At 52.1% G+C, this 22001-nt stretch carries 19 protein-coding genes and 2 pseudogenes; 6 read left to right on the top strand and 15 right to left on the bottom strand.

Annotated elements, in window-relative coordinates:
* Position 1: 1 nt before the first annotated feature.
* The 5 genes from SK47_RS16540 to SK47_RS16520 form a co-directional block, all read right to left on the bottom strand.
* A complete protein-coding gene (locus tag SK47_RS16540; protein ID WP_048209482.1) occupies positions 2–793 on the bottom strand; it encodes an HpcH/HpaI aldolase family protein in 792 nt (263 codons plus the stop codon).
* The gene (locus SK47_RS16535) at positions 775–1518 is read right to left on the bottom strand and encodes an alpha/beta fold hydrolase (protein WP_048244783.1); all 744 of its coding nucleotides are present in this window, start codon (positions 1516–1518) and stop codon (positions 775–777) included. The genes SK47_RS16540 and SK47_RS16535 overlap by 19 nt, the downstream gene beginning before the upstream one ends.
* Before the next feature lie 8 nt (positions 1519–1526).
* Positions 1527–2291 carry an SDR family NAD(P)-dependent oxidoreductase gene (locus tag SK47_RS16530; RefSeq protein WP_048244781.1) on the bottom strand — a complete coding sequence of 255 codons (765 nt, stop codon included), beginning with the start codon at positions 2289–2291 and terminating at the stop codon, positions 1527–1529.
* A gap of 3 nt (positions 2292–2294) precedes the next feature.
* On the bottom strand, positions 2295–3617 hold the full coding sequence (hisD, locus tag SK47_RS16525; protein ID WP_048241972.1) for a histidinol dehydrogenase: 1323 nt from the start codon (positions 3615–3617) through the stop codon (positions 2295–2297).
* 75 nt (positions 3618–3692) lie between these two features.
* Positions 3693–4931, bottom strand: coding sequence for an MFS transporter (locus SK47_RS16520; RefSeq protein WP_022651680.1), 1239 nt, complete (start codon positions 4929–4931; stop codon positions 3693–3695).
* Between the two features lie 308 nt (positions 4932–5239).
* On the opposite strand from SK47_RS16520, the gene SK47_RS16515 reads away from it, so the two are divergent.
* The 5 genes from SK47_RS16515 to SK47_RS16495 all read left to right on the top strand — a co-directional run bounded on the left by SK47_RS16515 (position 5240) and on the right by SK47_RS16495 (position 11187).
* Complete coding sequence (locus tag SK47_RS16515; protein ID WP_003862277.1) at positions 5240–6310, top strand: LacI family DNA-binding transcriptional regulator; 1071 nt, start codon at positions 5240–5242, stop codon at positions 6308–6310.
* On the top strand, positions 6307–7278 hold the full coding sequence (locus SK47_RS16510) for a nuclear transport factor 2 family protein (RefSeq protein ID WP_015571630.1): 972 nt from the start codon (positions 6307–6309) through the stop codon (positions 7276–7278). The genes SK47_RS16515 and SK47_RS16510 overlap by 4 nt, the downstream gene beginning before the upstream one ends.
* A gap of 105 nt (positions 7279–7383) precedes the next feature.
* The gene (locus SK47_RS16505) at positions 7384–8526 is read left to right on the top strand and encodes a nuclear transport factor 2 family protein (protein ID WP_048244779.1); all 1143 of its coding nucleotides are present in this window, start codon (positions 7384–7386) and stop codon (positions 8524–8526) included.
* Positions 8527–9822 carry a histidinol dehydrogenase gene (hisD, locus tag SK47_RS16500; protein WP_022651679.1) on the top strand — a complete coding sequence of 432 codons (1296 nt, stop codon included), beginning with the start codon at positions 8527–8529 and terminating at the stop codon, positions 9820–9822.
* Positions 9823–9876: 54 nt separating this feature from the next.
* On the top strand, positions 9877–11187 hold the full coding sequence (locus SK47_RS16495; protein ID WP_048244776.1) for an amidase family protein: 1311 nt from the start codon (positions 9877–9879) through the stop codon (positions 11185–11187).
* 312 nt (positions 11188–11499) lie between these two features.
* Here SK47_RS16495 and SK47_RS16490 read toward each other — a convergent pair whose 3' ends face one another.
* From SK47_RS16490 to SK47_RS16450, 9 genes and pseudogenes are all read right to left on the bottom strand, one after another.
* The gene (locus tag SK47_RS16490; protein WP_219810790.1) at positions 11500–12579 is read right to left on the bottom strand and encodes an NADH:flavin oxidoreductase; all 1080 of its coding nucleotides are present in this window, start codon (positions 12577–12579) and stop codon (positions 11500–11502) included.
* Between the two features lie 27 nt (positions 12580–12606).
* Positions 12607–13722, bottom strand: coding sequence for an oxidoreductase (locus SK47_RS16485; protein ID WP_075262108.1), 1116 nt, complete (start codon positions 13720–13722; stop codon positions 12607–12609).
* A gap of 64 nt (positions 13723–13786) precedes the next feature.
* Positions 13787–14218 carry an ArsR/SmtB family transcription factor gene (locus SK47_RS16480; protein ID WP_255354012.1) on the bottom strand — a complete coding sequence of 144 codons (432 nt, stop codon included), beginning with the start codon at positions 14216–14218 and terminating at the stop codon, positions 13787–13789.
* A gap of 37 nt (positions 14219–14255) precedes the next feature.
* The gene (locus tag SK47_RS16475; RefSeq protein ID WP_048244774.1) at positions 14256–14531 is read right to left on the bottom strand and encodes a PIN domain-containing protein; all 276 of its coding nucleotides are present in this window, start codon (positions 14529–14531) and stop codon (positions 14256–14258) included.
* Positions 14528–14758: a type II toxin-antitoxin system VapB family antitoxin gene (gene vapB / locus SK47_RS16470; RefSeq protein ID WP_048244772.1), complete on the bottom strand. Its 231-nt coding sequence runs from the start codon at positions 14756–14758 to the stop codon at positions 14528–14530. Before vapB ends, SK47_RS16475 begins: the two co-directional genes overlap by 4 nt.
* A gap of 485 nt (positions 14759–15243) precedes the next feature.
* Positions 15244–15912 carry a GntR family transcriptional regulator gene (locus tag SK47_RS23405; RefSeq protein ID WP_075262107.1) on the bottom strand — a complete coding sequence of 223 codons (669 nt, stop codon included), beginning with the start codon at positions 15910–15912 and terminating at the stop codon, positions 15244–15246.
* A 149-nt stretch (positions 15913–16061) separates the two neighbouring features.
* Positions 16062–17173, bottom strand: a pseudogene (locus tag SK47_RS24010) (IS3 family transposase).
* Between the two features lie 172 nt (positions 17174–17345).
* Positions 17346–18551, bottom strand: coding sequence for a mandelate racemase/muconate lactonizing enzyme family protein (locus tag SK47_RS16455; RefSeq protein WP_048244768.1), 1206 nt, complete (start codon positions 18549–18551; stop codon positions 17346–17348).
* 42 nt (positions 18552–18593) lie between these two features.
* Positions 18594–19880, bottom strand: coding sequence for an MFS transporter (locus SK47_RS16450; protein WP_048244766.1), 1287 nt, complete (start codon positions 19878–19880; stop codon positions 18594–18596).
* Positions 19881–20432: 552 nt separating this feature from the next.
* On the opposite strand from SK47_RS16450, the pseudogene SK47_RS24005 reads away from it, so the two are divergent.
* Positions 20433–21077: pseudogene (locus SK47_RS24005) on the top strand (IS3 family transposase); the annotation flags it as partial.
* A 602-nt stretch (positions 21078–21679) separates the two neighbouring features.
* Here the strand turns inward: SK47_RS24005 and SK47_RS24370 are convergent.
* Positions 21680–21988, bottom strand: a complete 309-nt coding sequence (locus SK47_RS24370; protein WP_255354011.1) for a hypothetical protein — start codon at positions 21986–21988, stop codon at positions 21680–21682.
* Between the last annotated feature and the right edge of the window lie 13 nt (positions 21989–22001).

Below are 22001 nucleotides of genomic sequence, written 5' to 3'. Positions count from 1 at the left end.
TTTAATAACCGGATGCACCGGTGGTAGGGATGGCGTTGCCGCGGGCGAGGGCAATGGCTTCACGTGAGGCGCGACCCAGCTGCATAACGTCGTTTGCAGGGGTAACAAACTGGAAACCCTGAGCAATACGCGCTGCCGCGGCCGCGCCGGAAGTGCAGAAAATACCGGCAATCTTTTGCTGCTGGCGGCAGCAGTGAATCACCCGCTCAATAGCAGCAAGCATTTCGGGATGTTGGGATTCGGCGCTGGCACTGCCGGTCAGCGTCAGCGAGAGATCGTTGGGGCCAATAAACACACCGTCCAGCCCTTCGGTATCAAGGATGGCGTCAAGATCCGCCAGCCCTTGGCGGGTTTCGATCATTGCCAGCGTCAGGATCTCGTCGTTGGCGTGCTGTGGATAATCGCTGCCGCCATAGAGTAGACCTCTGGCCGGACCAAAGGAGCGAACCCCCAGCGGTGGATAGCGACAGGCCGCGACAAAACGGCGAGCCTGTTCCGCGCTGGAGATCATCGGGCAGATTACGCCGTAGGCTCCTGCGTCTAATACGCGCATGATTTGCGCCGGATCGTTATCTGCCACCCGCACCAGCGGCACGGCATGCGTGGCCGATAGCGCCTGTAGCATCGACAACGCGCTGGCAAAATCAATCATGCCGTGCTGCAAATCGACGGTGACGGCGTCGTAACCCTGATGGCCCATAATTTCCGCGCTATACCCGGAGGGGATTGCCAGCCAGCCGTTAACGATCGGGGTATTTTCCAGAAATGCGGTCTTTAAACTGTTTTTGCGCACTGTATGCACTCCGTTATCCACTGACGCAGCAGCGGCGCGATCTCATCCGGGGTTTCCAGCGGAATAAAATGCCCGCCAGCCTCCACCGTATGCCTGGTCACGTTCGCATTGCCTGCTGCCAGTAGTTGATGATGATGAGGCGTGCAGATAACGTCCTGCGCGCCGTTTAGAAGTAATGTGGGGCAGTCGAGGGCGTTAAACGCAGTCCGGTTGTCCTGCCGGTGAATGGCCATTTCCGTTTGCCCGGCAAAGGTCTCAATGCCGCACTCTTGCGCCATTCGGCAAATAGTCTCTTGCAGGATCCGATCGGACAGACGTGACGGGGTGACATAGCTCTGCCACAGCGAGGAGACCAGCCAGTCGGCCAGGCCCCGCGCCTGTGCGGTGTGTACCGCTTCCCGGCGTGAAGCGAGGGTTTCTGGCGCAACGGGCAACGGATTAACGGAAATCAGCGTCAGCCCGTTCACTCTTTCTGGCGCGTCGGCGGCCATTTGCAGCGCGACAATCGCGCCGAGCGAAAAGCCCGCCAGCAGAAAGCGCGGCGGCAGAACCTTTAATAACCGCCGTGACGCCTGCGGCGCGGACTCTGCGCCCGTCAGCGTGATGCACAGCACCGCTGAGATGTTCAGCCTTTCAATAAGGGGCTGCCAGAGCCGGGCGTTACACAGGGTGCCACCAAGCAGCACCAGCGGCAGATCGGTATTGTCCAGAAGCGGATATTCCATTGCATCCCTCACGTAGCCGTCCAGCCGCCGTCAACCATCAGGGCACTGCCGGTGATCAGCCCGGCGGCGTCTGAGGCGAGGAACACCACCGGCCCCATAATGTCCTCCAGCCTGCCTAACCGGCGCAGCTTGATATTGTCCAGCACGTAGTGGCGGAACGCCGGATCGGCAAGCGACGAACGCGTCAGGTCGGTTTCAATGAAGGTCGGGCACAGCGTATTGACGCGGATCCCCGCATCGCCCAGCTCCAGCGCCATCGTTCGGGTTAACCCTTCAAGCGCGAATTTGGAGGCACAGTACACGCTACGCTCGGGGCCGCCAACGTGTCCCATTTGCGATGAGATGTGAATAATCGATCCCCCCTTACCGCCCGCCCGCATTCTGCGCGCCACGCGCTGGCTGACAAAAAAGGTGGCGCGCAGGTTAAGCGCCATCACCGCATCGAAATTTTCCTCGTTTACCTCAAGAAACGGCTGGTGGCGGGCCAGCCCGGCACTGTTCACCAGAATGTCGGGCGTGGGCAACGTTGTCAGCACACGCTCCACCTCCTGAGCGTCGGTAATATCCAGTTCCAGCGGGTGAAATGCGAGGCTGTGTTCCGCTGCCAGACCTGCGGCATGCGCCAGCGCCTCGCGGCCCCGGGCGGCAATCCAGACCTCTGCCCCTGCCTGTGCGAGGGCGACGGCGGCAGCGAAGCCAATCCCTCTTGACCCGCCGGTCACCAGCGCGCGTTTGCCGTGCAGGGTGAAAGAGGGCGTTTGCAAAAGCGTCATGGCTTACACCTTTTCCCTGACCGGGGCCGGTGTGGCGTAGGGAACTTCCGTCTGGCCATAACGGCGCACGCGAATATTGGCCTGCTCGGCATGTCCGGCGAACCCCTCCAGGAGCGACAGACGCGAACAATAGCTGCCGATTTCGGCGGTGGCTTCGTCGCTGAGGACTTTCTGGAAGGTGCAGGTTTTCATGAACTTGCCCACCCACAGGCCGCCGGTATAACGTGCGGCTTTCTGCGTGGGCAGGGTGTGGTTGGTGCCGATCACCTTATCGCCGTAGGCCACGTTAGTACGTGGTCCAAGGAACAGCGCGCCGTAATTGGTCAGGTTAGCCAGGAACCAGTCGTCCCGGTTGGTCATCACCTGAACATGTTCGGAAGCGATACGATCTGCCTCCAGCAGCATCTCATCGTAGCTGTCGCAGACGATGATTTCCCCGTAGTCCTGCCACGACTGGCGGGCAATGTCGGCGGTAGGGAGCTTTTCCAGCAGCCGTTCCACTTCGCTGAGCGTCTCTTTGGCAAGCTGGAGCGAGTTCGTCAGCAGGATGGCAGGGGTGGTGACGCCGTGTTCGGCCTGGCCCAGCAGATCCGTGGCGCACATTTCCGCGTCAACGGTGTCATCGGCAATCACCAGCGTTTCCGTCGGACCGGCAAACAGATCGATACCTACCCGGCCGAACAGCTGTCGTTTGGCCTCCGCGACGAAGGCGTTACCGGGGCCGACCAGCATGTCGACCGGTGCCAGCGAGTCCGTGCCCAGCGCCATGGCGCCTATCGCCTGAATGCCACCAAGGGCATAGATTTCCGTTGCGCCAGCCATTTTTTGCGCCGCGACGATCGCCGGGGCGGGCTGACCGTTAAACGGCGGGGCACAGCTGATAATTCTTGAGCATCCCGCCACGCTGGCGGTGATGATCGACATGTGCGCGGAGGCGAGCAGGGGATATTTTCCGCCAGGCACGTAACATCCCACGGCGTTAATCGGAATATTTTTATGCCCGAGAATAACGCCGGGACGCGTTTCAATTTCCAGGTCCCGCAGACATTCTTTCTGCGCGCGGGCAAAATTCGCGACCTGCTGTTGGGCGAATTCAATATCCTGAATATCCTGACGGCTTAACTGTTTTATGCAGCGGTCAATCTCCGCGGACGTCAGACGATAATCCTGACGGTCATAACGATCGAATTTAATGGATAATTCGCGAATGGCTTTATTTCCGCGTTTTTCAATATCCGCAAGTATTTGTTCAACCGTTTCTCTTATTTGCTGGTTGGCTTGCTGGCGCTCTTCGGTAGATTTACCGGTTTTTAATTTCCAGGACACTCGCTTCTCCTTACCTTTTTCAGATGTCAGTTGTCCTCCCGGCGAGCCGGGAAAGGGTATTTACTTCAGAAAGGGTTATTGATCCGGCGCGGCAGCGTACGCACCGTTTTTTAATAATTGGGCTGAGGTTTGCGTTTTACGGGCATATACCCATCGAGCGGACAGCGGCGTGGCAATAGCGGCCACAACGGAAAGGGCGGCAATCAATATATAACCGGACGACAGGTTAATATGTTGCATCATTACGCCCATCATTACCGGCCCGACAAACATGCCGCAGGAATAAATGGTCTGGAATAGCCCCATTCGCGTGGATTGTTCATCAGACGAGGTATTCACTACGCTGAGCGACATGAATGCCGCAAAGGCCATACCGAACGAGAACCCCGCCAGCGCCTGCCACAGGTAAATAACATAGATATTGCTGGTGAAGGGAATGCCGAAAGTGGATATCACCTGTAAAACGATGCCGAGCACGGCGGTTTTTACCAGCCCAAGTCGCTGATAAAACACCGAGCTGCACAGGGCGATGGCCAGCCCGTAAAAAAGAAGGTGAATGTTACCCAGCAGCGCGAGGATCCCCGCCCGGGCGCCAAGCTGCTCGGCATAGACCGGCGTCAGCGTGTCGCGGGTGGCGAAGGGCACCAGAATGACGACGGTCGCCAGAATGCCAATCAGCCAGACGGAACGGTCGGCCAGCTGCTGGCGCGCGCCGGTAATGCAGGCTTTAAGCGTGGGGGCCTGAACCGGGTCGTGCACGTCCTGAATGCGGGTCGTCAGGATCAACGCCACCAGGGCGGAGATGCAGGAGACAAAAAAGGCGATGTTATTGGCGAAATAGTGAATCAGCACCGCGCCAATACAGTTGCCGAGAAACACGCCGATGGGCCCTGCAAGCGCCAGCAGCGCGACGGCGGCAGGGGCTTCGTTGCGACCGAAGTAACGCATGAACAGGATGTTGTACAGCACCCAGGTCGCCGCCGTGACGCCGTCTGCCGCTTTCGCCAGATACAGCGTAATGGCATTGGGTTCAAGCCAGGCAATCGGCCAGGCGATAATTGGCAGCAGCAGGCCAATCTGGATGAAGATCCTGCGGCTTTTAACCACGTCGGAAATAATGCCTAACGGGAAGCGTATCAGAAGGGTTGCCAGACCAGACGCGCCCATAATGATGCCCATGATCTGTGGCTCAATGCCCTGGTTGATCATCATGGGGGCCAGGAATGCATCAATGCTATGGATGCAGATAAAGAACAGGATGCTGATGATAAAAAAGAGCCGGGCTTCCCGACGGCGTAACAGTGCTTGAAACATGGTTTTGAACCTCTTGAGAATTAATGGGTTATAACCAGTCAGGGACGACGTTTACCGGTTCAATCCTTTGGGCGACTCCTGTTCTCTCCGGTACCATTGACGGTATGAAAACTCTTTGCATACGTATTCAATATTTGAAGTTACGAAAAGGTTTCATGTTTGTAAAGTGATCTCGATCTTGTTGTGAGAATTTTAATTTTTTGTGTTGCATACGCATGCAAAGGTGGTGTAAGTATAAAAAAAACCCACTTGCTGAGGCGTTTGAAGCACGCGCAAATGGGCAGGACGTTGATAAGGAATCAGGGGTAATGAAACGTAAGACTTTTGCAGCAGTCACATCCCAACAGGTCGCTCAGCTGGCGGGGGTATCGCAATCTGCGGTGTCGCGAACGTTCACGCCGGGGGCCAGCATTTCGCCGGCAACGCGTGAAAAAGTGCTGAAGGCAGCGCGCGAGCTGGGTTATCGCCCGAATGCGATTGCCCGTTCGCTCAACACGGCTCGTTCGCGCATTATCGGTGTCGTCATTTCTTACTTTGATAACCCCTTTTACTCGCAGGTGCTGGAGGCGCTGGCGCAAAAGCTGGATACGCTGAACTATCACCTGCTGCTGTTCGTTGGCGACCGGGAAGGCAACGTTGACCGTATTTTTGACCAGATTATGCAGTACCGGGTGGATGGTATTGTGCTGGCCTCGGTGACGCTGTCGCTGGAGTTATCTGAAGAATGCCTTGCCGCCGGGATCCCGGTAGTGCTGTTTAACCGCAGCGAAGAGAGTGGCATGGCCTCCAGCGTCAACAGTAATAACGAAGCGGCCGCGCGGCAGATTGCCGAGTTTCTGCTGGCGGGGGAGCACAAGCGTTTTGCCTACGTGGGCGGCGTGGCCGATTCCCCGGTCAATATTGCCCGCCAGCGCGGGTTCATCTCCACGCTGGAAGAACATGGCATCACCGATGTGCGGGTGGTGCACGGGAATTACGACGCTCAGCAAACCACCCGGGCAGCCTATACCCTGTTTTCGACGTCGCCAGCGCCGGATGCGGTCTTTGTCGCCAACGATCATATGGCCGTCACGGTAATGGATGTGGCGCGCTATGAGTTTGGTTTGCGCATTCCGGAGGAGGTCTCCGTTGTCGGGTATGACGACATTGGCCCTTCCGGCTGGCCCTCTTATGCGTTGACCTCGGCGTCGCAGCCGGTCGGCGCGATGGTGGATGCCACGGTGGAACTGTTAATGAAACAAATTGACAGCGGAACCATAGAGCCTGAACAGATTACGGTGCCCGGTACGCTGGTGATACGCCACTCGGCGCGTCGCCCACGCAGCGGCGTTATCGAAACCAATGGTTTAACGCTATTCCAGTCTAAGGAGCGCACATGACCAGATTGCGGGGCTTCAGCCCTCAATTCGACTCTATCCAGCAGTTCATTTTGACGCTGACGCACGTGGTGTGGGAGCAGAAAGATATCGGCCAGCTGGCGGATTTTTACGCCACGCCGGTGGTTTTCACTACCCCCGAAAAACAGCTGCATGAGCTTTCCCAGTTTATGCGCCTGACGCTTGAGGCGATGCACAGCTTCCCGCAGCGAGCGGTGCTGACGGAGGATATTCTGTGCAGCCAGAACCCGGGGGATGAGTACTATGCGGCGCAGCGTACCGTAGCCCGCATTCAGCATCAGGGGGAGGGGTTTTTTGGCCCGCCGACGGGGAAAAATGTCTGGGTCCGCACCTGGGCCGATCGCATTTGTGTTGATGGTGCCGTACGCCAGGAGTGGCTGCTTCAGGATCGTGCCGCGATTGTGGCGCAACTGGGGCTGGATGTCCGCGACTTTGCTTTTAACCTGGCGACCATGCGCCAGCAGCTTGGGCTGGAATCTGTGTCTGCTGAGACGCTGGACGCCCGCTGGGCGGGCGGGCCCGAGGGCGACGACGTGGAAGGGGCGCTGGCCGGGGTCGTTGAGCGCTACTTAACGATGTGGGCGGGCGGTAACAGCGGCGTGGTGCCCGGTCTCTATCACCCGGCGGCGACGCTGTACGCGCCGGGGCACTGCCTCTGCACCGGCGAACAGGAAATTGGCGCACAGCTTTCCGGTTATCGCGCTTCATTTGCCGACAGCGAAACGCAACTTCATCACCTGATTGTGCGTAAAGATCCTAATGAGCCGATTCGACTTTCATTGCGCTGGTCGTTGTTAACCTGGCATGACGGTTACGGCAAATTTGGTGCGCCGACCCGTAAACCCATATCAATTACCGGTATCAGTCAGCTTGAATTACGTGATGGTTTAATTTTCCGTGAATACCTGGGGATCGATGAATTAGCGATTTGGTCGCAAATATTTAATTAATGGGGCGGCAGCCCCCTTATTCCGGCTGCAAATATTAACCGTGTTTAATTCACCCTCACTTACGGGTGCGGGTTCTTATTGTCTGAAAACAGAGAAGGAGTTTATATGTCTTCCACCGAAGCAACAAATAAAGCACCAGCCGTACCCGAAAAAAGCAGCGTGAAATCGCTGAAAGAGGAACCTGTATTACAGGTGGAGCGTCGTGATTTTCTCGATCTGGTACCGGAAAAAAGACCGCGTGTGCAATCATTACGCGGCTTTGATGACTGCTATACCGATATTGTCGATTATATCGTTCGCTGCACCCATAAAATATGGGATGAGCGCGATGTCGGCTTAATTTATTCTCACTATACCCATAACTGCGTGCTGTATAACGCGCTGGGGACACTCTATAACCGTGAACAGGTGGTACAGGATACGCTGCAACGCTTAATTGCCTTCCCGGAACGGCGCGGAATGGCAACCCAGGTTATCTGGAACGGAAATGATGTTGACGGTTTTTATACCTCTCACCTGGTGACGGGAAGCGGGCGGCATACCCAGCACAGCCATTTAGGCAAGCCGACCAACCGCACCTTCGTTACCCGGACCGTGGCGGATTGCATGATCCACGAGAATAAAATTTATCGGGAGTGGGTGGTCAGCGACAACATGTCGTTAATGAAACAGCTTGGCCTGAACACCGATCAAATCGCATTTAATATGGCAAAAGAGCAGTTCGATAAAGGCTTCCGCGTGATGGACATCGGCGAAAACGGCCGCATGCTGGGGCAATATCCGCCGGAGATGGAGTGCGATGTTTCCATTGCGCACACCGATACTGAGGAGCAGTGCCTGCGTTGGCTGCATGAGATCTACAACCGCCGGATGTTTGGCAAGATCAAAGAAGTGTATGCGCCTAACGTACAGTGGCACGGTCCGCTGATGAAAGAGCTGTACGGCACCGCGGCGGTAACCCATCAGACGCTGGCGCTGGTGGGGATGATCCCTGACGGCGCGTGGCTGCCGCAGCATATTTGTTCCAACCCGTGCGATGAAGGCGGCGTCAAAGTGGCCGTTCGCTGGATCATCGAAGGGCATCACCTGGGTTACGGCGAACTGGGCAAGCCGACCGGAGAACGACTGTTTGTGATGGGCATGTCGCACTACCACATCGTCAACGGAAAAATTGTTGATGAGTGGGTGGTTTACGACCATCTGGCGCTGTTGGCGCAGATCAAACTCGGCCAGATGGAGGACGCGTAAATGTTAAATAAGGTGAGCTGGATTAAGCGCCCGCAGGGGCAGGATGCGCAGGCCGATCGTTCCCTGACGGAGAAGGTCAGCGCCATTATCGAGCGCGTGAAAACCGAAGGCGATACGGCGCTAAGAGCCTTTTCGCAGCAGTTTGATAAGGTCGTGCCCGCGCAGTTTGAGGTGAGCGAGCAGGAGATCGCCGAAGCACTGGAGGGGATGGATGCCCAGACGCGCCGCGACAGTGAGTTTGCGATTAATCAGGTGCGTCGTTTTGCGCAGGCGCAGCTGGCGACCATGCAGCCGCTGGAGGTAGAGACGCTGCCTGGCGTGCATCTCGGTCACCGGATCATCCCGGTGCAGACGGTGGGCTGCTACGTGCCGGGCGGTCGGTATCCGATTCTCTCCGCTCCCGTGATGTCGATTGTTCCTGCGACGGTGGCGGGTTGTGAACAGATTATCGCCTGTCTGCCCCCGGGCGCCCATCCGGCGATGATTGCAGTTTGCCATCTGGCAGGCGCGCACCGCATTTTCAAAGTTGGCGGCGCGCAGGCCATTGCGGCTATGGCCTGGGGAACGGAGAGCATTCCGTCGGTGGACAAAATCGTTGGGCCAGGCAACGCCTTCGTTAATGAAGCGAAACGCCAGGTTTTTGGTCGGGTCGGCATTGATGCCCTCGCCGGGCCGAGCGAGATTTTCACTATCGCGGACGACAGCGCCGACCCGCGCATTCTGGCCGCCGATATGCTGGCGCAGGCAGAGCACGATATTCATACCCGCGTCGGGCTGGCGACAACCAGCCGGGATATCGCTGAGCGTACCCTGGCGGAGGTTGAGCGTCAGCTCGCCAGCCTGCCAACGGCGGCAACGGCGGGGGAGGCGTGGCGCCGGCAGGGTGAGATTGTGCTCTGCGAAGATGAAGCGCAGCTGATTGCTTTTGCTGACCATATGGCGACGGAGCATTTGCAGGTGCATACCCGCGATCCGCACGCGACGGCGGCGAAGATCCGCAACTATGGCTCGCTGTTTATTGGTCAGAACGCCAGTGTGGTGTTCTCTGATAAATGCTGCGGCACCAACCACACGTTACCGACGATGGCGGCGGCACGCTATACCGGCGGTCTGTGGGTTGGCGCGTACGTCAAAATCTGTACCCATCAGTGGATTGACGAGCAGGGTATCCCGGCAATCGCAGAACCGGCGATCCGCCAGAGCCGTACCGAGGGGATGCAGGGGCACCGACGGGCGGCGGAAATTCGTCTGCGTCCGCAGGACATTGATGCCATTACTACCGGCATGCGGGACTAAAACGTATCCCGGGCAGCCTTCTGCCCGGTTTTCATCACGAGAGAGCCTGAGACTATGAAGCGCCTGATACCGCCAGACGACTGCCCGGAGGAAATTGCCCACCGTCTCGACGTCATACAGCAGCACCGGGCGCTCAACGCGATCCTCGGGGTTAACCCTGACGCTATGTCTCAGGCGGAACAGCATCAGCAGCAGCGTCGACGTGGAGAACCGATCGGCCCCCTGCACGGCGTGCCGCTGATCGTCAAAGATAATATTGCCTGCGCGCCGATGCCCATTACTCTTGGCTGCCGGGCGCTGGCCTCACTTAACGCGACAGCGGATGCACGGGTGGTGCAGCGATTGCGCAGCGCGGGGGCGATTATTCTCGCCAGGGCCAATATGTCCGAGTTCGCGTTCGATGTGCGCTCGCGAAGCTCGCTGGGGGGCGATGTGGCGAATCCACTTTGCCCGACACTCACCGCCGGAGGTTCCAGCGGAGGATGCGCTGCGGCCGTGGCGGCGGGAATGGCGGATGGCGCATTGGGTACCGATACCGGCGGCTCTATCCGCATTCCCTGTAGCTATACCGGGCTGGTGGGGCTACGGCCTGCCTTTCGCCGTTCACAGCTGGACGGTGTAGCGCCGCTCTCGCCCAGCAAAGATACCGTTGGGCCAATGGTACATAGCGTTGAAGATGCCGCCTTGCTGCATGCGGTGATCCATGGCCTGCCGCCGGTTGCGCTTCCTGTGCGTTCGCTGAAAGGCGTTCGCTTTGGTGTGGTAACCGCGTTACAGGGAGAGGATGAGGTACAGCTGGAGGTCTGGCAGTCGGCGCTGCACACGTTGCGCCGTGCCGGAGCGACGCTGGTGGAGGTTTCACTCCCTTTCCTTGAAGAGGTGAGGCAGGCCACCTGCCTCAGTCTGTATGAATTTCGCGTGGCGATTGACGACTGGCTTAGCAAACAGCCTGGCGCTCCCTCCGGACTGACAAGCATTGTGGACTCCGGCGCTTTCCTGCCGGAGTTTGCGCCGTTTCTACGTCAGATGCTGGCGAGTAACACGCTGAAAACCCCGCTCTGGCTGGCGGGGCGTCGCTTTCAGCGCCTGTTGCGGCAGAACCTTTGCCAGGTGGCTGAGGCGCAACGCATCGTCGGATTTGTGTATCCCACCGTACAACGGTTACCAGAAAGTATGGCGAAGATGCCGCCAGGCTGCGCGCCAGAACTGGCCGCTATCAGCGGCCTGCCTGCCATTACGTTACCGTGCGGCGTAAGCCGTATCGGTCTGCCGGTGGGGATGGAGATGTTATCGGTGCAGAAGGATGAGGCGGCACTGATGGTGCTGGCGCTGGCGTGTGAGGGGGCGCTGGGCGAGAAGGGATAGATACAAAAAAGCCCGCAGAGCTTGCGCAGTGCGGGCTTTCTGTACTTCACCGGACATATCCGTATCATTATTTGGTGGGCTGGCGTCTCTGTGCTTTGAATTATATCTTGTTGATATTTAAAATTTTATTTTAAATTCATTTCGTAGAGGGTTCCAAAAAGGTACCTTAAAATATAACCATAGCACGTTGAATGGTTCCAGTACGCCAAGTAACTTCAAAATAACATGCCAGTGTAGTCATGTCTGCTATGAGCGAAGAGCGGACGTTACGCATTAGATCAGCAACAGTTACGGTCTCTGTTTCATACGCAGTTAGTCACTTACAAAATTATCCCAGTGGCGCATGTAATCTATAAAATCATTACTGAGTCCATTTTCCCTTAGATATGCTTCGGTAACCGGAAGGGATGGTGATGTATGATGGGGATCGTTTTTGATCTTTTCGGGGAAATCCGTTTCCAGGATTGCGGCCCGTCCAATCATGACAAAATCAAGCCCTGCCTCGATAACCCTCCTGGCATCGTTCGCGTTCATCAGCTTCCCTGATGCGCCCAGCTTCACCTTCCCGCGGGGCAGACTTGAAAATACATCTATCGCTCGTTTTCCGGCATAAGCGCCGCTCTCCAGCACATATCTCACATCCCATGGCGCAAGGTCGAGATAATCAATCAGCTCTTCTGCCAGACACTTTCTGGCGACATACAGGATATCTTCAAAGTCCATCCCATACCGTTCGAAAGACAGTCTGAGTCCAATCTGGAAATCCTGACCGCATTCCCGGCGGATGCCTTCGATGATCTCAATAATAAGCCGGGCCCGGTTTTCACGGTTCCCGCCGTATTCATCCGTGCGCTGATTCAGTGTGTATGAGAGAAACTGACTCAAAATCCAGCCAAACGCACCGTGAACTTCTGCTCCGTCAAACCCTGCTTTTTTGGCCCTGCTCGCTGCACCGATAAAATCATCACGCAGCTGTTGTACCTCTGCCCGGGTAAGGCAGCGTGCGTTATAAGTGAGGTTATCAGAAGGGCCAACGCTTCTTCCGCCTTTAAGGTTAAACCCCGCCCGGAAACCACCGTGATGCAGCTGAATGGAGGAGACCGCACCTTGTGTGCGTATTATGTCGGCCATCCGGCGAAGACCCGGCAGCTGATCGTCATTCCAGATGCCGAGCTGATTTTTGAATGTTTTCCCGTTTTCCTGGACATTGGCTGCACACGCCATAATCATGCTATAGCCACCGCGCGCAACACGTTCTATCCATTCAAAATCCGCCAGTGAGGCTGTGCCGTCAACCTCACTTTGCTGGTTGGTTAACGGGGCGAGGAGCATTCGGTTTTTAAGCTCTGCCCCCCGCATTAATGAAAGGGTGTGGAATAATGGATCATTCACGGTTGAACCTCCTGTGGATGCGAAAAATTAGCTCAAGCTTGTTTCAAGGAGAGGCTCGAAGTATTCAATTCCTTCAGGCACCTCTTCGCTACCATTGGGATCAAGCAGCCATTCAATCATGCGGTGCGGCCACCGCAGGCTTTCCGCCATCGCGGTCGATGTGATAGCGGTAATGATTTCACTTTCCCGGCCTTCATTGATTTTGCTGGCAAACTCAGGCTCGATGAGACAAGCCCGTGCCAGGGAAACCATATCGGCATGCTCCAGTTCTTTTTGGGTTTCTGACGCTGAGAACGTGTGTGGCACAGTGATAAAGACTGTTCGCCCATTAATGGTGCTGGATATTGCTTCATTAAAGCTGTTATCACAGGCCTGAATGTAATCCAGCTCCTTACCGGCAAGCGCATCAATCAGCTGTAACGTTTCCTCGATGCCGTAGCCGTCACCGTTGGCATGCCGTTTCTCTTCGGTAAGCCGGTATCCAACGATGTAGTTTTCACCCCAGCAGTCACGGGCAACTTTCTGCACTTCATCCACTATTGCCAGGGCAAAGTTCATCCGCTTCTTCAGCGTTCCGCCGAAAAAATCCGTCCGTTTATTTGAATAAGGTGAGAAGAACTGCTGAATGAGATGACTGTAAGCGCCGTGAATCTCCACGCCATCAAAACCCGCGAGGTATGCGCGCCTTGTCGCAGCACCAAACATGCGCACCACGTCCCAGACTTCATCTTCGGTAAGTTCAGTGATTTCATAAGGAATTTCACCAAACTTAACGTTGCTCGGCCCGAATACCTTGCCGTGTTTTTCCAGTGACACGACAGAACGCAAACCCGAGTGATAGATTTGCACCAGGGCTTTATTAGCGTGACGCTTCATTCGCTCAGCAAGTTGACGCATTCCTGGGATAAAGCTGTCGTCATAGAGGGACATCTGAAATGGAAATTTTTCACCGTACTTACTCACCGCTGTCGCGCCGGTCACCAGGATGGACGCGGCTTTAGAACGATGGCCAAAGAAAGCCAGGTCTTCATCTTCAATATACCCTTCCCAGGACGCCGCTTTAGATGTCATGGGTGCCATCATTACACGGTTGGGGATCTCGATGCCGTGTCTAAAAGTAAGAGGGGAGTTAAGTTTACGCATAATCAGAAGTACCTTGTTAAGATAAACATCTACATATTGCGAATTATCAATATGTATGGATAAATTAAAGACCGTCAGAGATGTACCTGGCGAACTGCTTGATAACAGCCTCATTCCTGCGGTAGTAAGTCCATTTCCCGATACGGGTAGCAATCACCAGGTCTGCTTTCTGTAAGGTATTGAGATAGATCGATGCGGTTGACTGAGTCATATCCAGCTTTTTGGTTATCTGACTCACACATACCCCCGTCGCCACAAGATCCACATCGGCCTGAGTGACAGGCGTAAAGTGCTCAAGTGGATGTTTGAGCCAACCAAGAATCTGGCGTCGGGAATCGTTGGATATGGCTTTGAGTATCGCAGATACGTTCATAGATACATCTCGTTTTGATGTTGTAATGCCCTTTACGGTATCAACATATTTAAATATGTCAATATGAAGTGTGCCAACAGCATTTTGGCAATAGAGTGCGCTGGCAATGTCCGCTTCTGGCACTAAGCGGATATGCGTCCCTTATGCGTTATTTCTGCCGTCAGTTAACCCAGTCTTCCAGCACCAGACCCGGCACCCGCTCAAACTCCCGCACATTTTTTGTCACCAGGACGGCGCTGGCGGCGATGGCGTGCCCGGCGATAGCCGTGTCGTTCGGGCCGGTGGCACCGAAGCGCATCTCGGAGTAGGTGATGGCCGAGATCACGATGCGCTGGTTGCGCAGCACCGCCTGCTCTAGGCGCTTCAGGACGGCTTCCGGCTGCTCGCGCATGATGAAGGAGCAGATACAGGTGTCGAGCATCCAGGTCTTGTTCAAAGGTCAAATCGTCCTTCGTCGGTGACAACGTCCTCGCGCTCCGCCATAAAGTCCGGGTCTGCCTTTTCCAGCTGTGCAAACGAGCCCCAGGTCGGCCGGACGGGGCGCAGGATGATGCTGTCCCCTTCCAGGACGATCTCCAGCTCGCTCACCCCCTCAAAATCCAGATCGCGGGGCAGACGGATGGCGCGGTTGTTGCCGTTTTTAAAAATGGATACGGTTCTCATGGTTTCATCTCCCGTGTCTAGCTGGATATGTTGCACATATGCTAAATGTGTTCATTACACCGGGTGTGTACATATGCCAAGTATAGGCAGATGTGTTGCATATGTATGTGGATTGCATATGCAGATGGCAGGGATATGCGTATGCCGAACCTATGCAGATGCATGGCATATGGATATGTTCAGCCTATGCTATTTCTTCTCTTTCTCCGGTCAGATCCGAAAAATAGCATAGCCGGATCTGGACTGACTAATCGCATGGAAGAGTGAAGAAGATAGGGTAGGCAAGTTTTTAACTTGCATATTGGATAATATTGATGCCGATTAGCTACTAATACGTTAAAGTCGAAGCACCGAAATGGCGGTAAAATTGCAGGTTTTTTTAATCTTCTCGTAAGATAGTACATCCTCCGGTCAATGGTAATCTATAAGCGAAGAGAAGAAGCTACATTTACAGAAGCACTTAAGGGATTTAAATAACCTCAAGTCTAATCGCAAAAATTTGTAAGGAGAAGTTTTGCACGCTTTGTAAAACTCACATCAATATGTAATTTATTTAATCTGCATGCTTCTTCAATGTTTTTTTCTCTTATGCTTTCAAAAATATCAATATGATAAGCAATGGATTTAAATTGATATTCAGGTGTGAAATTGATTCGGTTACGCATAGCATAAAATCTGGAATCAATCAATTTATAAGCATTCCTTAGTGTTAGATCACCACAGGATTCTAGAAAAAGTCGATGAAAAGATACATCCAGTTTTCGATAAGATGAAAAATTATTTTTTTCTATCATGTCAGATTGCAGGGATATGTTTTTTGATAAGGATTTAACAAATGAAGAGTGATTGTTTTCGATTGCAAGGCGTAATGCCTCATTTTCAAGTAACACCCTGATTCTAACAAGTTCTTCTATCAATGTTGATGTAATACTAAAAACAAAAGATCCGATTCTAGGCCTGACATCAATTAGGCATTCTTGAATGCTTAATCTTAGAAGTGCATCCCGAATAGGGGTTTTACTAACGTTGAGTATTTTTTTTAAATCATCTTCTATTATTCTTTGACCAAAATGTAATTCATCGCAAATTATCATTTCTCTTATTAAATCGGTAACCACATCAGTAACGGATTTTGGAATCGGAACATGAATCATTCTTAAGGAGCCTTTGTTATGATTGTTCTGTTGATCATATCATAGTTAAATGCCTTCACTAATTGTATTATTGATACAGTGTGATTCTTATCAAAGATTAGTTGACTATTGGGGGATTTATGACCTGGCCCCGGTATTAGATACAACGATCAGTTAGTAATGTCGGTTTGTTTGCCTTCTAATTTTCCATTTCTCCAGCTTGTTGCAAATTCAGCCGGCATCTGGTAGTTCAGCGATGAATGAGGTCTGGACTCGTTATATGCCTGCGGCCAGTCATTAATGATTTTCCGGACATGAAGAATATCGCTGAACAAGTGTTCAATCAGGCATTCATCCCAAAAGCGACCGTTGAAACTCTCAATAAATCCGTTCTCCGTTGGTTTAACTGGCTGGATAAGCCGCAACTCCATACCATGCTCAAATACCCATTGATCGAGCGCGCGGCAGGTAAATTCCGGGGCCTGATCGGTCGCCGGATAGCCACGAAAGAGCGCGATGCTGTCCAGAATACGCGAAACCTGAACGCCTGAAATACCGAAAGCAGCGGTGATCGTCAGACACTCCTTCGTGAAATCATACACGCAAGTCAGGCACTTAATCCGACGGCCGCTGGCAAGTGCATCCACGACAAAATCCATCGACCATGCCGGGTTCGGTGCATCCGGACGAAGAAGCGGAAGCCACTCAATCGCCAGACCTTTACGACGTCATCTGCGCTTCACACTCAGGCTGTTAAGGTGGTAAATGCGATATACCCGCTTGTGGTTGACGTGAAGGTCTTCCCGACGTGATAACTGCCTGATGCGCCGGTAACTAAAACGCCTTCGTTCGAGTACCAGTTCTGTGATACGCCCTGGTAAATGCGCATCAGCCGCCGGACGCTGGATCTCGTAGCAACAGGTCGACAGTGACAAACCTGTAAGCCCGCAGGCACGACGTTGTAACAGACCGGTCTCATCACACATAAACTCAACGGCTTCCCACTTCAGGTCTGTCGTCAGTACTTTCGCCCCAAAGTCACCTGAAGTGCCTCCTTATCCGGCATGGCTTCGCCAAGCAGCATCTTGAGTCTAACGTTCTCTTCCTCAAGCAACTTCAGGCGTTTAACCTCGGGTACTTCCATACCGCCATACTTCTTGCGCCACGTGTAAAAGGTGGCGTCGGAAATGGCGTGCTTGCGGCAGAGCCCACGAGCAGAAACTCTAGCTTCAGCCTCGCGGAGAATACTGATGATCTGTTCGTCGGAAAAAAGCTTCTTCATGGAGGTGTTCTCATGGGGCTTATGAAGACATTACTAACATCGCGGTGTATTAATCAACGGAGAGCAGATCATTGAAGGGGTAAATATAATAGCCGAAATTCAATGCTGCAGAGGCACAATGCATTTTCAATGATATAAAAAGGCGGTGAGGGATAACCCTCACCGCTAAATATTATTTAATCTCGTAAGCAAAAAATTCTTTCACTACATCGTTATTCAGTTCCTGCCCAAGCCCTGGCAATTCTGGGACATGGAAGAATCCATTGACAGGCTGATAATCATATTTGCAAAGTTCAATCATTCCTTCTTTTAATGCAACAGTATGATGTTCATGTACAATAAAGTTAGGGATGGCGGTTTCTATATGAAGTGATACAGCTGTAGAGATAGGTCCACCACATACATGGACTTGGACAGTGGCATGATAAATATTTGCATAATCACAAACCTTTTTAGTTTCAGTCACACCGCCAACCAAGCAGGCATCAGGCTGGATAACTGCGACAGATTGTTTCTCAAGAAGTTCACGATATCCCCAACGGGTGTAACTTCTCTCTCCGGTAGATACTGGGATATTGATCCGGTTAGCGACTTTTGCAAAGGCATCAGAATTCATTGGGTTTGTTGGTTCTTCGAAGAAATAAATACCTAATTCTTCAACAGCATTCGCTAATTGAATGGCTGCATTGGCTCCCAAAAGTGAATGTACCTCCAAAATGATTTTAATATCTGGCCCTACGGCATCACGCATTGCTTTAAGTCTGTTGTATGCACGTTTGATATCTGAAGGATCGAGTAAGCCAAAGTAGCTTTGTTTTGGATTCCTTAATGCATTGAACTCTGGAGTTTCCCCGTAGAATTGGATCGGATCGACTTTGAGACAGTCATAACCTTCTTCTACTGCTTTAACTGCGGCTTCCGCGTACTCCGCGGGATCCAATAATGCTCTCTGATTTTTATCCCAGCCAAATTGAAGTTGGCTCGCATAAGAACGCAATTCGGGATTAGTTTTCCCCCCAATCATCTGGTAAATTGGGGCGTTGAAATATTTACCTTTGATATCCCATAATGCAATATCGATAGCACTCATTCCCGCGTAAAAGATTGGGCCTCCGCTCATCCCCCAGAATGTCCCTCGGTAAAAATGCTCCCAGATGGCTTCAATGTTTAATGGATCTTGACCAATGAGGAATGGTGCCAAGTCTTTAAAAATGCCGACGGCAGCATTGGCACCACTTCCGTAAGCCAGGCCAGCTTCACCAATACCAGATATTCCTTCGTCAGTATTAATACGAATAAATACTGGGTTGAAATAACTTAATGATGGGTCTTTTTTTCCCAGCTTGCAGTCAAAAACTTCAATGCTTGTAATCTTCATATTACTCTCCAATTATTTACATATAAACTTAGTTAGGGGTATTTAAAATTTTCGCAATGTCAGTATGATGCCGCATATAAATCCAACAACGGCCAAACCAATAATAAGACTTAAGGCTGCACTGAAACTTCCGTAATTCGACATAATAAAACCAATTACAACGGGCCCTAGCGCGGCAACAGCATAGCTAATGCCGTTGAGCAATCCTGTCCCAAAAGATAATGCATTTTTGGGAAGGATTTCCTGTAACATCGTCATCATTATTGGCGCGCCTGGAGTGATGACTCCCATCGCGATAAGAATATATATTGCTGCCGCCCAGTTATTTACTTCATTTGCAGAAAGATAGAGCATAATAGCTGCTCCCCCCATGGCAATGATACAGAATGGTGCCCGTTTGCCAATTTTATCGGAGGCCCATCCTGCTAATAATTTACAGATAATCCCGAGAATAAATGGCATTGATGCTAGCACACCCATCTCTGTCCAGGAAAATCCTCGCTCTGCCTTTAAATATGTAGGAAGCCAGGTCATCAGAGTCCACCAGACGATATTATGGATGCTGTAATATATCACCATTATCCAGTAAAGATAATTTTTTGAAACGAGGTTAAAACTAATTTTAATGGTGTCAGTTAGTTTCTTTGTATTGTCATTTTGCTCAGGTTCTGGCATTCCTGATTCTATATAATCTATTTCCTTCTGGTTGATTGTTGGATGTTCCCTAGGAGTGTCTGCGGTGTGAAACCAGACAAAATACATCGGGATCAGACCCAGTATGGCGCATAAAATAAATGTATAGTGCCAGCTATAATTCGCTACCAGCCATACAAATACTGGTAACCCAAACGCCGGGGCCAGTGATGTACCTATAAACCATACAGCATTAGCCTTGGCTTTTTCATGATTAGGAAACCACGGGCGGCAAAACACATTCATGGTAGGAAAATGCAAGCCCTCTCCGAGTCCCAGCAGGAATCTGGAAATCAGCATAACCATCAGCGTCGGCGCAAGTCCACCAATGACCATCGCGATAAACCATCCTAACATAGCAATAACCATTGTTTTCCTAGCACCTAAATAATCGCCCAGCCCGCTAAGAACTACGTTGCCGACACCATATGCGATGAGGAATAATGTCATTATTAGTCCAGCTGCAGCAGGATCGCCCATTATCCCAAGGTCTTTCTGAAATGTTTCATCTGCTATTAATACTGTTACGTTGACTCTGTCAAAATACGCAATAGTAATAGTCAGCAGCAAAATCAAGAGCAACGATATTCTTTTTTTAGTCGGTTTATCTATCTGTTTAATGATTGTTTGACTCATATTTGTCACCGTAGGGTAAGTTTTTGTAATTGGTTTTTTTGTTCTTGTCATCGATTTTATGTATGAATTTTTTACTGTCAATTTGTGATGTATCACAAGTAGAAAAGGGGGCTTAGAGATAGTCATTTTTAACCAAATTTCTTATGTATAACATACAGATGAAATAAAAAATAATTATCTGATATATCAGATCCAATTAGATTATTAAATGGAATTGATGAAAGATATCACTTGGATATACGAATTATTTTTTGGAACATTTTTGATGTTAATCACAAAGTTATGGTGATCTGTGTCACGTTATGGATAAGCATATCGCATGTCTATAATTATCATTGAAGTCATTTCACTATAAAGTGCTTCGAATTAGATATTACGACTCAAAAGCGGCGAAAAGATTGGCTGGAATTGGCCTTGCTAAAGCGGGCACGGCTAGTTAAATGCTAACATGGCATCACGGTATTCATAAGGGGATTTCATATTCAGCTCTGAATCGCAACGGGTTTAACACATTCCTCAGAGTCATTTAAGATGGCCTGAAGAGAGGTGCACATGAGCAGTAAGCGTTATCCTAAAGAGTTTAAAATTGAAGCAGTCAAACAGGTTATTGATCGTGGCCATTCTGTTTCCAGCGTTGCAACACGCCTCGATATCATCACCCATAGTCTTTACGTTTGGATAAAGAAGTACGGGCCGGACTCTTCCATCAACAAAGAGCAGTCAGATGCTCAGGCCGAGATCCGCCGACTCCAGAAGGAGCTGAAGCGGGTTACTGACGAACGGGACATATTAAAAAAACCGCGGCGTACTTCGCAAAGCTGTCCGACTGAGGTACACCTTTATCCGTGACAACACCTGTTGCTGGCCTGTTCGTCTGCTTTGTCGGGTTCTGGATGTTAATCCGAGTGGGTTTTGCAACTGGCTTCAGCAGCCACATTCACTACGACATCAGGCGGATCTGAGTCTAACAGGACAAATCAAACAGTTCTGTCTGGAGTCCGGTTGCGTTTATGGCTACCGCAAGATCCATCTCGACCTACGAGATAGCAGGCAACAGTGCGGGATTAACCGGGTCTGGCGGCTGATGAAGCGTGCCGGATAAAGGCTCTGGTAGGATATCGAAGCCCACGAGCGCGTAAAAGGGAGGCCAGTATCGTGACACCCAACAGCCTCCAGCGGCAGCTCAACCCGGAGGCCCGCTCCATTTCAACCGCACAGTCGTGTAATGCACGCCGGAAAGCTATCACGCTCTGCTCATAATCGGTGCGGATATGGAAAATGTCCTGTAACGAAAGATCCTGCAGAAACGGGAGATTAACCTTGAGCATCCTGCGTGAAAGTTTTCCTGAGGCATCCAGTTTCTGTAGTATTTTGCCTTGTACCGGGCAACGGGTGACAAGTGAGACGCCGGCCCGGGCTGGCTGGTTGATATCGGTGAGCAGTCCCCGGTAGTGAAAATAGACGCTCCGGTTTATGGCCCCGCGCACCCACGGTCATATCCTTTACGACTTTCGTGTCTCCCGCGTGGGATCCTTGCCCTGAATGTCCCGTCCTCCTTCACTTCGACTGGCTGAAACTCTTGGTACATATACGCATTGGTAAAAGGACTCAGGCAGTCCCGCAGCTCCTGCATGATTTCGTCCGGGAGCGTTTTTGCTGACACAAAACGGAAATGCCCTTCGTCGCTAACCCGTCTTATGCCCCGCACGGTGAGGCCACGCTCGTAAAGCTGAACTACTTCCGGTGGCATCACGCTGTAGAGGAAATGCCGGGCGGGGTTATCCTGCAGGAGCTGCATCTTACGCTGCTGCTCCTTGCCTGACCGATTCACAGGGTGTGAAAGCAATGAAATCAGCTTGGATATGATGAAAATGTTCCTTCACAAAACTCACAAATTGCGTCACGCCGGCCCTGATATCTGCAAGCTGATCAGTTGCACTGTTAAGTACCAGATGGTCCATAGCTTGCGAAGAATCCACGGTATCAAGGCGTAACGCCGCTTCCTCCAGCCTATCGGTCAGGATGATTCGCTCAGCCGACAGCAATCCGGGACGATAAAGAGTCAGCTGATCGTGACGGGCAATCCACAGGCTGGCAGGGTATGCCACTCCCCGCGGAGCA

The sequence above is a fragment of the Enterobacter sp. BWH52 genome, assembly GCF_001037565.1.
GTDB lineage: Bacteria > Pseudomonadota > Gammaproteobacteria > Enterobacterales > Enterobacteriaceae > Enterobacter > Enterobacter hormaechei_C.
This window is presented reverse-complemented; position numbering and strand designations above follow the sequence as displayed.